The following is a 13,065-nucleotide window of genomic DNA, read 5'->3' on the forward strand; positions in this document are numbered from 1 at the left end:
GCACCGTGACCCGCATCGCCGTCACCGGCACCGCCCAAGTCGAAGGCGGCGACCTCCTGGTCGTGGTGGGTTCGACGGGTAAGGGTGAAGCGACCGGGGGCTCGCGCTGACACGGATCATCGCCGGAGCCTACGGCGGACGCCGAATCTCGGTGCCCGCCAGTGGAACTCGGCCGACCACCGACCGGGTGCGCGAATCGTTGTTCAGCGTGCTCACAGCTCGGCTGGATTTCGACGGTATCGGGGTGCTGGACCTCTACGCCGGTTCCGGAGCCCTGGGCCTGGAGGCGCTGTCCCGCGGTGCGTCCTCGGCGCTGTTCGTCGAGTCGGATCGGCGGGCCGCCGCGGTGATCGAAGCGAATATCGACGCGCTCGGCGCCCACGGGGCCGTGGTGCGCCGCGCCCCGGTGGACAAGGTCGTCCAATCCTGCGGCCGGCCTGTCGATCTGGTGTTCGCCGACCCGCCCTACGAGGTGAGCACCGCCGCCGTCGAGAAGGTGCTGAGCGCCCTGCACGCCAACGGCTGGGTGCGTGCAGGTGCCGTCGCGGTGATCGAACGGCCCACCGGTGCGGCGGCACTGACCTGGCCGAGCGATTGGGAAGCCGATGACGAGCGTCGCTACGGAGACACCCGGCTGGAGTTCGGCGTCATCGCGTAGCGTCTCGGGTCATGAGTGGCGCCGTATGTCCTGGATCCTTCGACCCCGTCACCCTCGGCCACGTCGACATCTTCGAACGGGCGGCCGCCCAGTTCGACGAGGTCGTGGTGGCGGTGCTGGTGAACCCGAACAAGAAGGGGATGTTCACCGCCGCCGAGCGCATCGAGCTGATCGAAGCGTCCACGACGCACCTGCCCAACCTGCGTGTCGAATCCGGGTCCGGATTGGTGGTCGATTTCGTCAAGGAGCGTGGGCTGACGGCCATCGTCAAGGGACTGCGCTCGAGCACCGACTTCGAATACGAGTTGCAGATGGCGCAGATGAACAAGCACGTCGCCGGGGTCGACACGTTCTTCATCGCGACCACTCCTGCGTACGCCTTCGTATCGTCCTCGCTGGCCAAGGAGGTCGCCGCGCTCGGCGGTGACGTCAGCGACCTGTTGCCCGAACCGGTCAACGTCCGGCTGCGGGACAAGCTCAAGAAGTAGCGTTCCGCGACACACCGGTCGCAAAGCCGAGTCACACGAGTAACACCAGGCACACTGGTCACTAACAACGACGCCTGGAGGGTGCTGCCGTGTACCGAGTTTTTGAGGCCCTTGACGAGCTGAGCGCGATCGTCGAAGAAGCGCGTGGTGTGCCGATGACGGCCGGGTGCATGGTGCCGCGCGGCGACGTGCTGGAACTGCTCGACGACATCAAGGACGCGATCCCCGGCGAGCTCGACGACGCCCAGGATGTGCTCGACGCCCGCGACGGGATGCTCAACGAGGCCCGTGAGCACTCCCAGTCGATGGTCGCCACCGCGACGGCCGAGGCAGACTCGCTGGTCAACCACGCCCGCGGTGAGGCCGACCGACTGCTGGCCGATGCCAAGGCCCAGGCCGACCGGATGGTCGCCGAGGCACGTGCGCACAGCGAGCGGATGGTCGGCGAGGCGCGCGAGGAGGCCGTGCGCATCGCCGCGACCGCCAAACGTGAATACGAGGCCACCACCGGCCGCGCCAAGTCCGAGGCCGACCGCCTGATCGAGAACGGCAACCTGTCCTACGAGAAGGCCGTCCAAGAGGGCATCAAGGAGCAGCAGCGCTTGGTGTCGCAGACCGAGATCGTGCAGACCGCGACCGCCGAGGCGACCCGACTGGTCGACACTGCACATGCCGAGGCCGACCGGCTGCGCGGCGAATGCGATATCTACGTCGACAGCAAGCTGGCCGAGTTCGAGGACTACCTCAACGGCACGCTGCGCTCGGTGAGCCGCGGCCGCCATCAGCTGCGTACCGCGGCCGGTACCCACGACTACGCCACCCGGTAGCCACCCGGTAGCCACCCGCCGAAGGGTGTGTCAGAGCTGCCCGTGCCGGGGTGGCTTGGTGCCCGACAGGGTGTAGCGGCCGATGTGCTGCACCTTCCAACGCGTCGCATCGTGCAGGGTGTGGGTACGTGCATCGCGCCAGTAGCGGGCCAGGTTGGCCGCACCGGACGCGCTGCGGGTCCCGCCGAGTTCGAACAGCGTGCTCGACGCGTCGAGTGACGCACGGGTGGCTGCCACCTTCGCGATCGCGACGGCTACCGAGGCAGTCGCGGAGCTGTCCTCGTCGAGATCGGTAGACGCCGCATCCACCGCGCGAGCGGCCTCGGCCAGCAGCGCCTGAGCGCCACGCACCGTCACGGTCAGCTCACCGGCGATCTGCACGACCGTCGGGTCATCGGCCGCGCTGTCCACCCCGGCCTCGAAATGCGGTCGGGCCTTGGCGGCTTGCCGAACGCCCTCGGCGAGGGCCGCGGTGGCGATGCCGACATCGAGCGCGGCGTGCAGCAACTGTGCGCGCGCACCATAGGTGGCGGGCCGGGAGAAGATCGGGGTGAACGGCACCACCTGCGATGCCGGCACGCGCACCTCGTCGAGGGTGACGGTGCCCGATGCGGTGGTGCGCTGGCCCATCCCATCCCAGTCGTCGACGACCTGCAGGCCCTCGGTGTCGGCGGCGATGAACGCCAACGCCTTCGGCGTGGACGAGGTCGGCGTCTGGCCGGGACTGTCGGGCAATGACGCCCGCACGATCACCCAATCGGCGAACAGCGCGCCGGTCGAGTAGTACTTGCGGCCACTGAGCACATAATCGTCTCCATCGAGGATCAGGGTGGTCGCGTCCACGTCGATCGGATGTGGACCCCTTTCGGACTGGGCGTTGGCGAAAAGCGCTCCAGCGAGCACCTTCTCGTAGAAGAACGCACGCTGGGTATCGCTGCCCTGCAAGCGCAACGCCTCAAGGAAGGTGAAATGCGAGTGCGGGATCTGGGCCAGCGACGGGTCGCCGTGGGCCAACAGCCGGAACACCTCGGCGAGCACCGTGGCCGGGGCGGCGATCCCGCCGTACTCGACCGGCACCGACAACGCCAACAGGCCGGAGTCCTTGAGAGCCTGCACCTGAGCGTGCGGCAACTCCCGGTGAGCGTCCCGGGCCGCGGCCCCCTCGGCGAACGATGCGGACAGTTCGGCGGCCACGGTCAGCGCATGGGCCGGGTCGGTGATGCGGGTGGCCGGTGCGCCGACAATCGAGTGAAGACGTGGAGTCACCACGGGATCATGCCCGCCGCAGCGGTCCGGTGCACCCGTTCGGCTCAGCCGGATTCTAGCGTTGCAGGAAGCGAGCCAGGCTGTCGTCGACCCGGAAGCGTTCGATCATGCTGTCCGGCAACGCGATCAGGGCGCGAAGGATCGGTAGCCGACGTAGAAGGCCAGGGCGCGATCGGGGGTGGAGAACAGGATCCGCGAGCCCTTGGGAAAGAAGATGGCGTCCTTGGGGCCGGCGATCTGCACCTGGCCGGTATCCGGGTTCTCCAGTCGGAATTCGCCCTCCAAGACGACCTTCATCTCGTCGTAGGCGTAGTAATAGTCCAGTGGCGCATCGGTATTGCGTAGTTCGAAGTATCCCGAGCACATCGGCACGCCATCGGGATTGGCGTAGACGTCGTCGATGAATCCTTCGGTTCCGGGGTACTGCTCGTCCGGCATCTGCGGAAGTGTCTGCCAGAAGCCGGACGTCACCTGGAAGATGGGTGGGGCGGTGCTCGTCACTGGACCTCCATCGTGATCTCTCTCATGAAACTCGGTCTGATGAGAGGAAACCACCGGAGGATTGCGGCGAGATTACGCCGACGTTAGGGCTCCCGAACCATGTCTTTCACCGCGCGCCGACAAACGGAATCGCCACACTGGGTGCCTCGTGGGAGCCGGAATTGAACAACCCCCGCCGACGCAGGATCGGCACCACGCCCTCACCGAACCAGAACAGTTCCTCCAGATGCGGGTAGCCGGAGAAGATGAATTCGTCGATGCCGATGGCGGCGTACTCGGCGATGCGCTCGGCCACCTCGGTGTGGCTGCCCACCAGTGCCGTTCCGGCCCCGCCGCGGACCAGGCCCACACCCGACCACAGGTTCGGTGCGATCTCCAGACTCCTTGCATCACTCCAGGTTCCGTTGAACCGATTGCTTTCATGCAAGGCCAGCATCCGCTTCTGGCCCTCGGACTGGCTACGGGCCAAACCGGCCTGCGCGGCCGCCACCGTCTCCTCGTCGAGCGCGGCGATCAGTTTGTCGGCCTGAGCCCACGCCTCCGCGGAGGTGTCGCGGGAGATGGTGTGCAACCGGATGCCGAAGCGAAGCTTGCGGCCCTCCTTCTCGGCCTCGGCGCGAATCCAGGCGATCTTCTCGGCCACCGCGGCCGGTGGCTCACCCCAGGTGAGGTACACATCGGCATGACGCGCGGCGACCGGCCCGGCGGCCTGAGAGCTGCCGCCGAAGTACAACGGCGGGATCGGATTCGGCGGCAGCGCCAGGGCCGCCTCCTCGACATCGATATGGGTGCCCTTGCGGGTGACGGTCTCGCCGGCCCATAGCCGGCGCACCACATCGAGGAACTCGTCGGCCCGGTGGTAGCGCGCGTCCTTGTCCAGGTGGTCGCCGAAGGAACGCTGCTCATGCGCCTCGCCGCCCACCACGACATTGAGCAGAATCCGTCCCGGGGCATGCCGGGCGAAGGTGGCCGCCATCTGAGCCGACAAGGTCGGGCTGACCAAGCCGGGCCGGAACGCGACCAGAAAGGCCAGTGATGTCGTCTCACGGGCCAGTAAAGCGGCGGTGATGAACGCGTCCTCGCACCATGCCCCGGTCGGGATGAGCGCGCCGGTGAAGTCGAAGCGCTCGGCTGCCCGCACGATCGAGGCCAGGTAGTCGATCGAGGCATCTCGATCACCGCTCGCGGACCCGGCCGGGGTGCCATGGCCACCCCCGACGATCAGACGGCTGTCGCCGTAGGTGGGCAGAAACCAGTGCAACTTCACGGTCACAAAATCAGTCCTTACGCAGCCGAGGATCTCGTGCCGTCGAGTATCGACGCCGGGTCGGGGAACCGCGGGCACTCACGCTGTGGTGCGTGGCCGCGCGACCGATCTCACCGGGCACGGCGCGGCCCGAGACATAAAAATCTCGGTGATCCGGGATCGGCCCCCGGTCAGCGGTATGGGCCCCCACGTAGAATCTAGAGCCATGTCCGCCAAGAGTCCGCTCGCGATCGACATCTCGCGCCTGGGTCGTCGACCGGGCTCGCTCATGGAGGTCCACGAGACGGTGCCCGCGCCGTCCCGTATCGGTCTGGACCTGATCCGGATCGAGCAGGGCGCCCCGCTGGAGCTCGATCTACGCATCGAGTCGGTATCCGAAGGTGCCTTGGTGACCGGTACGGCCTCCGCGCCCACCGAGGGTGAATGCGTCCGCTGCCTGGAGCCCGTCACCGGCGATGTGAGCATCGACCTGACCGAACTATTCGCCTACCCGGGCAGCGCGACCGAGGAGACCACCGAGGAAGACGAGGTGGGGCGCGTCGTCGACGACCGGGTGGACATCGAGCAGGCGATCGTCGACGCCGTCGGACTGGTGCTGCCGTTCACCCCGCTGTGCCGTGAGGACTGCGCGGGGCTGTGCCCGGACTGCGGCATCGTGCTCGCCTCGGCTGAGCCCGGACACCAGCACGAGAAGATCGATCCGCGCTGGGCCAAACTCGCCGCACTGCGCGACGAGGCCGGAGACAGCAGTGACAGCTGAGCACGAGGCGCTGAGCGAGGCGCTGGGCGTGCAGCTGCCTGCCGATCTGCTCACCATCGCGCTCACCCATCGCAGCTACTCCTACGAGAACGGCGGCCTGCCCACCAATGAGCGTCTGGAGTTTCTCGGCGACGCGGTGCTCGGCCTGACCATCACCGAAGAGCTCTACCATCGCCATCCCGACCGGCCCGAGGGCGACCTGGCCAAGCTGCGCGCCAGCATCGTCAACACCCAGGCGCTGGCCGATGTGGGACGCAAGCTCGGTCTGGGTGGGCATCTGCTGCTCGGTAAGGGCGAAGAGAGCTCGGGCGGGGCGGACAAGTCAAGCATTCTGGCCGACGGGGTCGAATCACTCTTGGGCGCAATCTATCTCGAATTCGGCACCGTCACCGCGCGCGAGGTGATCCTGCGGTTGTTCAACGAATTGCTCGACACCGCGCCCACGCTGGGCGCGGGCCTGGACTGGAAGTCCAGCCTGCAGGAACTCACGGTGGCGCGCGGTCTCGGACCGCCCACCTACACCGTCACGGCGCAGGGACCCGACCACGACAAGGAATTCACCGCGGTGGTGACCGTGGCCGAGCGCGAGTACGGCCGGGGCATCGGCCGGACGAAGAAGGAAGCCGAGCTCAAAGCGGCGGCTGCGGCATGGAGCACGCTGGACGCCGCGGGAAGCGACGAGACCGACGGTGCCGGAACTTCCTGAGGTCGAGGTGGTGCGGCGCGGACTTGACGCGCACGTGCTGGGCCGGACCATCGCCGACGTTCAGGTGCTGCACCCGCGTGCCGCCCGACGGCATCTTGCCGGGTCTCTCGACCTGACCGCGCGGCTGCGCGGCACGCAGATCACCGGAACCGGACGCCGGGGCAAGTACCTGTGGTTGACGGTGAGCAGTGGTGAGGCCATCGTCGTGCACCTGGGGATGAGCGGGCAGATGCTGATCGGTGCGGTGCCCAACCCCACCCACCTGCGCATCGCCACCACATTCGCCGATGGCAGCTCGATGAACTTCGTCGACCAGCGCACCTTCGGTGGCTGGATGCTGGCCGACCTGGTGACCATCGACGGTAGCGAGATCCCCGAACCCGTCGCGCACATCGCCAGGGATCCGCTGGACCCGGCCTTCGACCGCGATGGCGTCGTGACGGTGTTGCGGCGCAAGCATTCCGAGATCAAGCGCCAGCTGCTCGACCAGACGGTGGTGTCCGGGATCGGCAACATCTACGCCGATGAGGCGCTGTGGCGGGCCAAGGTCAACGGCGCCCGGTTGTCCTCGGCGCTGACGCGCCGGCAGCTCGCCGAGATCCTGGATGCGGCCACCGAGGTGATGACCGGAGCCCTCGGCCAGGGCGGCACGTCGTTCGATTCGTTGTATGTCAACGTCAACGGTGAATCCGGGTACTTCGACCGATCACTGGAGGCCTACGGTCGGGTAGACGAACCGTGCCGGCGCTGCGGTGCGCCGATGCAGCGGGACAAGTTCATGAACCGCTCGTCGTTCTATTGCCCGAAATGCCAACCGCGGCCGCGGGTCCGGCGTACCGCTAGCGCTGGTTGAACTCCACCGCCGCGGACATGCACACCTTCCACTGGCCGTTCTCCTTGCGGAAGTAGGCGGTATCGAACGAGCCGCCGGGCTCCACCGTCGCCGATGCGACGTCACCCTTGACCTTGATGTTGGTTGCCTTCATATCGGTGGTCGGCGCGGTCTGCGGGATCTCGATGCCCTCCAGGATCTGACCGAGCTCGCCGAGAGCGCCGAACATCGCCGCTTCGTTGGCGCAGAAGTACTGTCCCAACTCCGAGAATTTCCCGGTGTTGCCTGCCGCGCTGAAATCCTCGACCAGCTGCGTGATCTCGGCTTCGTCGCTGGAGACCAGGATGTCGCCACCGCCGCGCACCAGGAACACCCCGCCGATCACCAATGCGGCAACCAGCGCGACGCTCAGGACACCGCCGGCAATCCACCATGCGGTCTTGTTCTTCGCACGCGGCAGTGGGGGAGGCGGAGGATAGGGAGACGGGTAGCCCTGCGGCGGAAGGCCATACCCGTAGGGCTGCCCACCGTAGCCCGGATACTCCGGATATTCGAAGGTCGGCGGCTGGGTGTTCGGCGGCCCCGGTGGGCCCCACGGGCCGGGCGGCCCCGGCTGCGGCGGGGGGTATTGCGTCACTGCGATGGCTCCTCAGCTGGTGTCTTTCAACACTAACTCCCCTGGCAACCATGTCGGCGTCCGTACACTCGCCGGCGGATACCAGTCGGATACGAGGAGATCAGGTAGACGATGACCGAATTGTGGGTTGAGCGGACCGGCGTTCGCCGTTACACGGGACGGAGCAGTCGCGGGGCCGAGGTGCTGGTGGGCTCCGAGGACGTCGAGGGTGTGTTCACCCCCGGCGAGTTGCTCAAGATCGCGCTGGCCGCCTGCAGCGGTATGAGCAGTGATCATCCGCTGCGTACCCGCCTCGGTGACGACTATCAGGCCACCATAAAGGTCTCCGGTGCCGCCGACCGTGAGCGTGAGGTCTACCCGCACCTGGAGGAACGCCTCGAAGTCGACCTCTCCAGCCTGACCGAGGACGAACGCGCTCGACTGCTGACGATCGTGCGGCGCTCCATCGACAAGGTGTGCACCGTCGGGAACACCCTGAAGGCGGGCACCGAGGTGACGCTGGCGGTGACCGATGTCGGCCAGTCCTGACGTCCGACTCAACGCCTGGGTGCACGGTCACGTGCAGGGCGTCGGTTTCCGGTGGTGGACGCGCGCGCGGGCACTCGAGCTGGGGTTGACCGGGTACGCGTCCAACCGCCCCGACGGGCGGGTGCACGTGGTCGCCCAGGGCACCCGGGAGGACTGTCAGCGCCTGCTGGACCTGCTGCAGTCCGGCGGCACGCCGGGAACCGTCGACAATGTGGTGGCCGACTGGGCCGAGGTGGGCGACCCGATCACGGGCTTCAGCGAACGTTGATCGCCCCGCCGGTAGGGTAACTCGGCATGCATCTCAAGAGTCTGACGCTGAAGGGTTTCAAGTCCTTCGCTGCGTCGACGACTCTTCGCTTCGAACCGGGCATCACCTGCGTGGTCGGCCCCAACGGCTCGGGTAAATCCAATGTCGTCGACGCCCTGACCTGGGTGATGGGCGAGCAGGGCGCCAAAACGCTGCGCGGCGGCAAGATGGAGGACGTCATCTTCGCCGGGACCTCCTCGCGGGCGCCGCTGGGCCGCGCCGAGGTGACGCTGACCATCGACAACGCCGATAACGCGCTGCCCATCGAATACTCCGAGGTCTCGATCACCCGTCGGATGTTCCGCGACGGCGCCGGCGAGTATGAGATCAACGGCAGTCGCTGCCGGCTCGCCGACGTGCAGGAATTGCTCTCCGACTCCGGTATCGGCCGCGAAATGCACGTCATCGTCGGCCAGGGCAAGCTCTCGGAGATCCTGGAATCGCGGCCGGAGGATCGGCGCGCGTTCATCGAGGAAGCCGCCGGGGTGCTCAAGCACCGCAAACGCAAAGAGAAGGCCGTCCGCAAGCTCGACTCGATGCAGGCCAACCTGGCCCGATTGACCGACCTGACCACCGAGCTCCGCCGCCAACTGAAGCCGCTGGGGCGCCAGGCCGAGATGGCGCGCCGGGCCCAGACCATCCAGGCCGATCTGCGCGACGCCCGGCTGCGACTGGCCGCCGATGACCTGCTGCGCCGCCAGACCGAGTTCAACGACACCAACCAAGCCGAGACCACGCTGCGTCGCGAGCACAACGAGGTGACGTCGCGTCTTGAGGTGGCGACCGTCGAACTGACTGCCCACGAGAGTGCCGTGGCCGAGCTGACCGAGCGGGCCGAGGCTGCCCAGCAGACCTGGTTCCGGTTGTCGGCGCTGGCCGAGCGGGTCAGCGCCACGGTGCGTATTGCCACCGAGCGCACCCAGTTGCTCGACGCCGAGCCCGAGGTCGACTCCGGCCGGGACCCCGATGCGCTGGAGGCCGAGGCCGATCAGATCGCCGAGATGGAGCAGGAGCTGCTGGCCGAGCTGGAAGCGGCGCGGGAGACCCTGGAGTACGCCCGCGCCGAACTCTCCGAGCGGGAGAACCTGGCGGCCGAGGCCGAACGTGCGCATCGGGCGGCGGCGCGCGCCGAGGCCGACCGCCGCGAGGGGCTGGCCCGGCTGGCCGGACAGGTCGACACACTGCGTGCCCGGGTCGAGTCGACCGATGAGACGATCGCGACGTTGGTCGCCCGCATCGAAGAAGCCGCGGCACGCGTGCAGAAGGCGCAGGCCGAGTTCGAGACGGTCCAGGCCCGCGTCGGTGAGCTCGACGAGGGTGAGGTGGGGCTCGACGATCAGCATGATCGGTCGGTCTCCGCGTTGCGTGTTGCCGACGAGCGGGTGGCCGAACTGCAGGCGGCCGAACGCAGTGCCGAGCGTTCCGCAGTGTCGCTGCAGGCCCGCATCGATGCCCTGTCGGTGGGCTTGGAGCGCAAGGACGGCGCGGCCTGGCTGCTCGAAAACCACTCGGATGCAGGCCTGTTCGGTTCGGTCGCGAAGTTGCTTCGGGTACGTGCGGGCTATGAGGTCGCGGTGGCCACGGTGCTGGGCCCTGCCGCGGATGCGCTGGCCGCCGACAACGTCGGCACCGCCCGCGCCGCGGTTGCCGCGCTGAAGGAGGCCGACGGCGGGCGCGCGGCAATCCTGTTGGGAGACTGGCAGGCACACGGCAGCCGAGCTGACGAGGAGCTTCCGGCCGGTGCGCAGTGGGCGCTCGATCTGGTCGAGGCACCGGAACGGTTGCGGGGCGCCACCGCAGCGCTGTTGTCCGGCGTGGTCGTGGTCGACGAGCTTTCCGCGGCACTGGATCTGGTGGCGTCCCGGCCGCACCTGCAGGCGGTCACCCGCGAGGGAGACCTGGTCGGCGCCGGCTGGGTCAGCGGCGGTTCCGATCGCAAGGTGTCCACACTGGAGATCGCCTCCGAGATCGAAAAGGCACGCACCGAACTGGAAGCGGCCGAGCGCCAGGCCGGCGAGCTTGCGGCCGCCCTGGCCGGCGCCAAGGAAGAGCAGGCGGCCCGCCAGGACGCCGCCGAACAGGCACTGGCCGCGCTCAACGAGTCGGATGCGGCGATCTCGTCGGTATATGAGCAGCTGGGCCGCCTGGGGCAGGAATCGCGCAACGCCGACGCCGAGTGGCAGCGGCTGCTCAAGCAACGCGATGAGTTGGAGACCGGTCGCGCCGCCACCGTCGAGGAGCTCACCGAGCTGGAATCCCGACTGCACAACGCGCAGCAGACGCCGATGTTCGAGGTCGACGATTCCGACGAGCGCCAGGAGTTCACCATGGCGGCCGAGGCCGCCCGCGCGACCGAGGTGGAGGCGCGGCTTGCCGTGCGCACCGCCGAGGAACGCGCCAATGCAGTCCGGGGCCGGGCGGATTCGTTGCGTCGATCTGCTGCCGCCGAGCGCGAGTCCCGGTTGCGCGCGGCGCGGGCCAGGGAGGCGCGCGAGCACGCGGCGACGGTGGCCGCGGCTGTCGCCGATGCCGGTCGTACGGTGGCCGCTCGGCTGGCGTCTGCGGTGGCGTTGGCGTCGCGGACCCGCGACCAGCTTGCCGTCGAACGGAGTGCACAGGCCGAGGCGTTGAGCCGGGTGCGCACCGAGGTCACCGAATTGGGCGCGCGGCTGACCGCACTGACCGATTCGCTGCACCGCGATGAGGTCGCCAAGGCCCAAGCGGCGCTGCGCATCGAGCAGCTCGAACAGCAGGCGCTCGAGCAGTTCGGTTTGGCCGCAGCGGATTTGATCGCCGAGTACGGGCCGGATGTGCCCCTGCCGCCGACCGAGCTGGAGATGGCCGAGTACGAGCAGGCACGCGAGCGTGGGGAGCAGGTCACCGCGCCGGCGCCGATGCCGTTCGACCGGCCCACCCAGGAGCGCCGGGCGAAGAAGGCCGAGCGGGAGCTCTCGGAGCTGGGCCGGGTGAATCCGCTTGCGCTGGAGGAGTTCGCGGCGCTGGAAGAGCGCTACAACTTCCTCTCGACGCAGTTGGAGGATGTGAAGGCGGCCCGCAAGGATCTGATGGATGTCATCGCCGATGTCGATGAGCGCATCTTGACGGTGTTCGCCGATGCCTATGCCGATGTGGAGCGTGAGTTCACCCAGGTGTTCGCCTCGCTGTTCCCCGGTGGCGAGGGGCGGCTGCTGCTGACCAACCCCGACGACCTGTTGACCACCGGTATCGAGGTGGAGGCTCGTCCGCCCGGTAAGAAGGTCAAGCGGTTGTCACTGTTGTCCGGTGGTGAGAAGTCGCTGACCGCGGTGGCGATGCTGGTCGCGATCTTCCGGGCCAGGCCGTCGCCGTTCTACATCATGGACGAGGTCGAGGCTGCCCTCGACGATGTGAACCTGCGGCGGTTGCTTGGCCTGTTCGAGCAATTGCGGGAAAAGTCGCAGCTGATCGTGATCACGCATCAGAAGCCGACCATGGAGATCGCCGACGCGCTCTACGGGGTCACCATGCAGGGCGACGGCATAACCCAGGTGATCTCGCAGCGGATGCGTGGTCAGGACCTGGTGGGGACCGGCTGATTTTGGTGTGCGTTTGGGGTCGGGGGCTCCGGTAGGGTTTTTGGGGTTGGAGGTGGCCCGATGGATCTGAAAGTTGACGCCGAACTGCTGAACGCTGCCGGTGAGCGGCTGCTCGCCGCGGCGCAGAGTTTGCCGGATGCGCCCGAGCGGTTCACTCCCTCATTGGGGTCCGATGCACTTTCCCAGGCGTTGGCCGCCGATATCCCGAAGGCCGAAGGGCCCATCATCGAGGGATTGCCCCCGCTGAAGACGGCGGCGACCGGAACGGCCGAGTCGGTGATCGAGGCGGCCCGCCGGTACGGCCAAGGCGATGCGCACCTCAAGAGCAAGATCGAAGAGGCGATCACGCCATCTGCCGGTGCTGCGGGTGCCGGTGGGGCCTCTGGAGCCGGCGCCGGCGGGCAGCTCGGCGGCATGCTCGGAATGCCCATACAGATGGCCCAGCAGGCCGCGCAGATTCCTCAGCAGGTCGGTGGGATGGTGGCGTCGTTGCCTCAGTCGGCCATGCAGGGTGCCCAGCAGGTGGGGGAGCAGGTTCAGCAGATCGTCGAGCAGTTCTCCGACAAGGAATCAAAGGACGGCGAGTCGAAGCCCGAGGAGCGTTCGGAAGCGGGCGAGCGCGGTGAGCGTGCTCCAGTCGACAAGCCGTCGCGTTCGGCTGAAAACAACGCGGCGATCAATCTTTAGGGCGTGCTGTCGTCTGGCTCGGTGAC

The 13,065-nt window shown here is 67.8% G+C and carries 14 protein-coding genes; 10 read left to right on the forward strand and 4 right to left on the reverse strand.

The genetic code is table 11. The features are described from left to right. Positions 1-106 precede the first annotated feature (106 nt). The 3 genes from rsmD (at position 107) to sepIVA (ending at position 1,973) form a co-directional block, all read left to right on the forward strand. Positions 107-658, forward strand: a complete 552-nt coding sequence (gene rsmD / locus G154_RS02730; protein ID WP_081649912.1) for a 16S rRNA (guanine(966)-N(2))-methyltransferase RsmD — start codon at positions 107-109, stop codon at positions 656-658. Positions 659-669: 11 nt separating this feature from the next. Then, positions 670-1,146, forward strand: coding sequence for a pantetheine-phosphate adenylyltransferase (gene coaD / locus G154_RS02735; RefSeq protein WP_019514123.1), 477 nt, complete (start codon positions 670-672; stop codon positions 1,144-1,146). Between the two features lie 89 nt (positions 1,147-1,235). Beyond that, positions 1,236-1,973, forward strand: coding sequence for a cell division protein SepIVA (sepIVA, locus tag G154_RS02740; RefSeq protein ID WP_023985576.1), 738 nt, complete (start codon positions 1,236-1,238; stop codon positions 1,971-1,973). Positions 1,974-2,003: 30 nt separating this feature from the next. On the opposite strand, the gene G154_RS02745 is transcribed toward sepIVA, so the two are convergent. The 3 genes from G154_RS02745 to G154_RS02755 form a co-directional block, all read right to left on the reverse strand. Next, positions 2,004-3,218: an SfnB family sulfur acquisition oxidoreductase gene (locus G154_RS02745; RefSeq protein ID WP_045546690.1), complete on the reverse strand. Its 1,215-nt coding sequence runs from the start codon at positions 3,216-3,218 to the stop codon at positions 2,004-2,006. Between the two features lie 147 nt (positions 3,219-3,365). Further along, positions 3,366-3,740, reverse strand: coding sequence for an ethanolamine utilization protein (locus tag G154_RS02750; protein ID WP_019514126.1), 375 nt, complete (start codon positions 3,738-3,740; stop codon positions 3,366-3,368). A 106-nt stretch (positions 3,741-3,846) separates the two neighbouring features. Then, on the reverse strand, positions 3,847-5,013 hold the full coding sequence (locus tag G154_RS02755) for an LLM class flavin-dependent oxidoreductase (protein ID WP_019514127.1): 1,167 nt from the start codon (positions 5,011-5,013) through the stop codon (positions 3,847-3,849). A 199-nt stretch (positions 5,014-5,212) separates the two neighbouring features. Between G154_RS02755 and G154_RS02760 the strand changes: the two genes are divergently transcribed. From G154_RS02760 to mutM, 3 genes are read left to right on the forward strand one after another with little or no spacing between them, the layout of a single operon-like run. Continuing rightward, positions 5,213-5,767, forward strand: a complete 555-nt coding sequence (locus G154_RS02760) for a DUF177 domain-containing protein (RefSeq protein WP_019514128.1) — start codon at positions 5,213-5,215, stop codon at positions 5,765-5,767. Then, positions 5,757-6,473: a ribonuclease III gene (gene rnc / locus G154_RS02765; RefSeq protein ID WP_019514129.1), complete on the forward strand. Its 717-nt coding sequence runs from the start codon at positions 5,757-5,759 to the stop codon at positions 6,471-6,473. The genes G154_RS02760 and rnc overlap by 11 nt, the downstream gene beginning before the upstream one ends. Further along, positions 6,457-7,326, forward strand: a complete 870-nt coding sequence (mutM, locus tag G154_RS02770) for a bifunctional DNA-formamidopyrimidine glycosylase/DNA-(apurinic or apyrimidinic site) lyase (protein WP_019514130.1) — start codon at positions 6,457-6,459, stop codon at positions 7,324-7,326. Before rnc ends, mutM begins: the two co-directional genes overlap by 17 nt. Here mutM and G154_RS02775 read toward each other — a convergent pair. Further along, positions 7,313-7,942: a hypothetical protein gene (locus G154_RS02775; protein WP_019514131.1), complete on the reverse strand. Its 630-nt coding sequence runs from the start codon at positions 7,940-7,942 to the stop codon at positions 7,313-7,315. The two genes, mutM and G154_RS02775, sit on opposite strands and share 14 nt — an antisense overlap. A gap of 111 nt (positions 7,943-8,053) precedes the next feature. On the opposite strand from G154_RS02775, the gene G154_RS02780 reads away from it, so the two are divergent. The 4 genes from G154_RS02780 to G154_RS02795 are packed head-to-tail and all read left to right on the forward strand — an operon-like array spanning position 8,054 to position 13,039. Beyond that, positions 8,054-8,470: an OsmC family protein gene (locus G154_RS02780; RefSeq protein WP_019514132.1), complete on the forward strand. Its 417-nt coding sequence runs from the start codon at positions 8,054-8,056 to the stop codon at positions 8,468-8,470. Further along, entirely contained in the window at positions 8,454-8,738 is a 285-nt protein-coding gene (locus G154_RS02785) for an acylphosphatase (RefSeq protein ID WP_019514133.1), read from the forward strand. Before G154_RS02780 ends, G154_RS02785 begins: the two co-directional genes overlap by 17 nt. 26 nt (positions 8,739-8,764) lie before the next feature. Then, on the forward strand, positions 8,765-12,352 hold the full coding sequence (gene smc, locus G154_RS02790) for a chromosome segregation protein SMC (RefSeq protein WP_019514134.1): 3,588 nt from the start codon (positions 8,765-8,767) through the stop codon (positions 12,350-12,352). Positions 12,353-12,412: 60 nt separating this feature from the next. Then, complete coding sequence (locus G154_RS02795; protein ID WP_019513374.1) at positions 12,413-13,039, forward strand: hypothetical protein; 627 nt, start codon at positions 12,413-12,415, stop codon at positions 13,037-13,039. Positions 13,040-13,065: the final 26 nt, after the last annotated feature.

The sequence above is a fragment of the Mycobacterium sp. VKM Ac-1816D genome, from assembly GCF_000416385.1.
GTDB classification, from domain to species: domain Bacteria; phylum Actinomycetota; class Actinomycetes; order Mycobacteriales; family Mycobacteriaceae; genus Mycobacterium; species Mycobacterium neoaurum_A.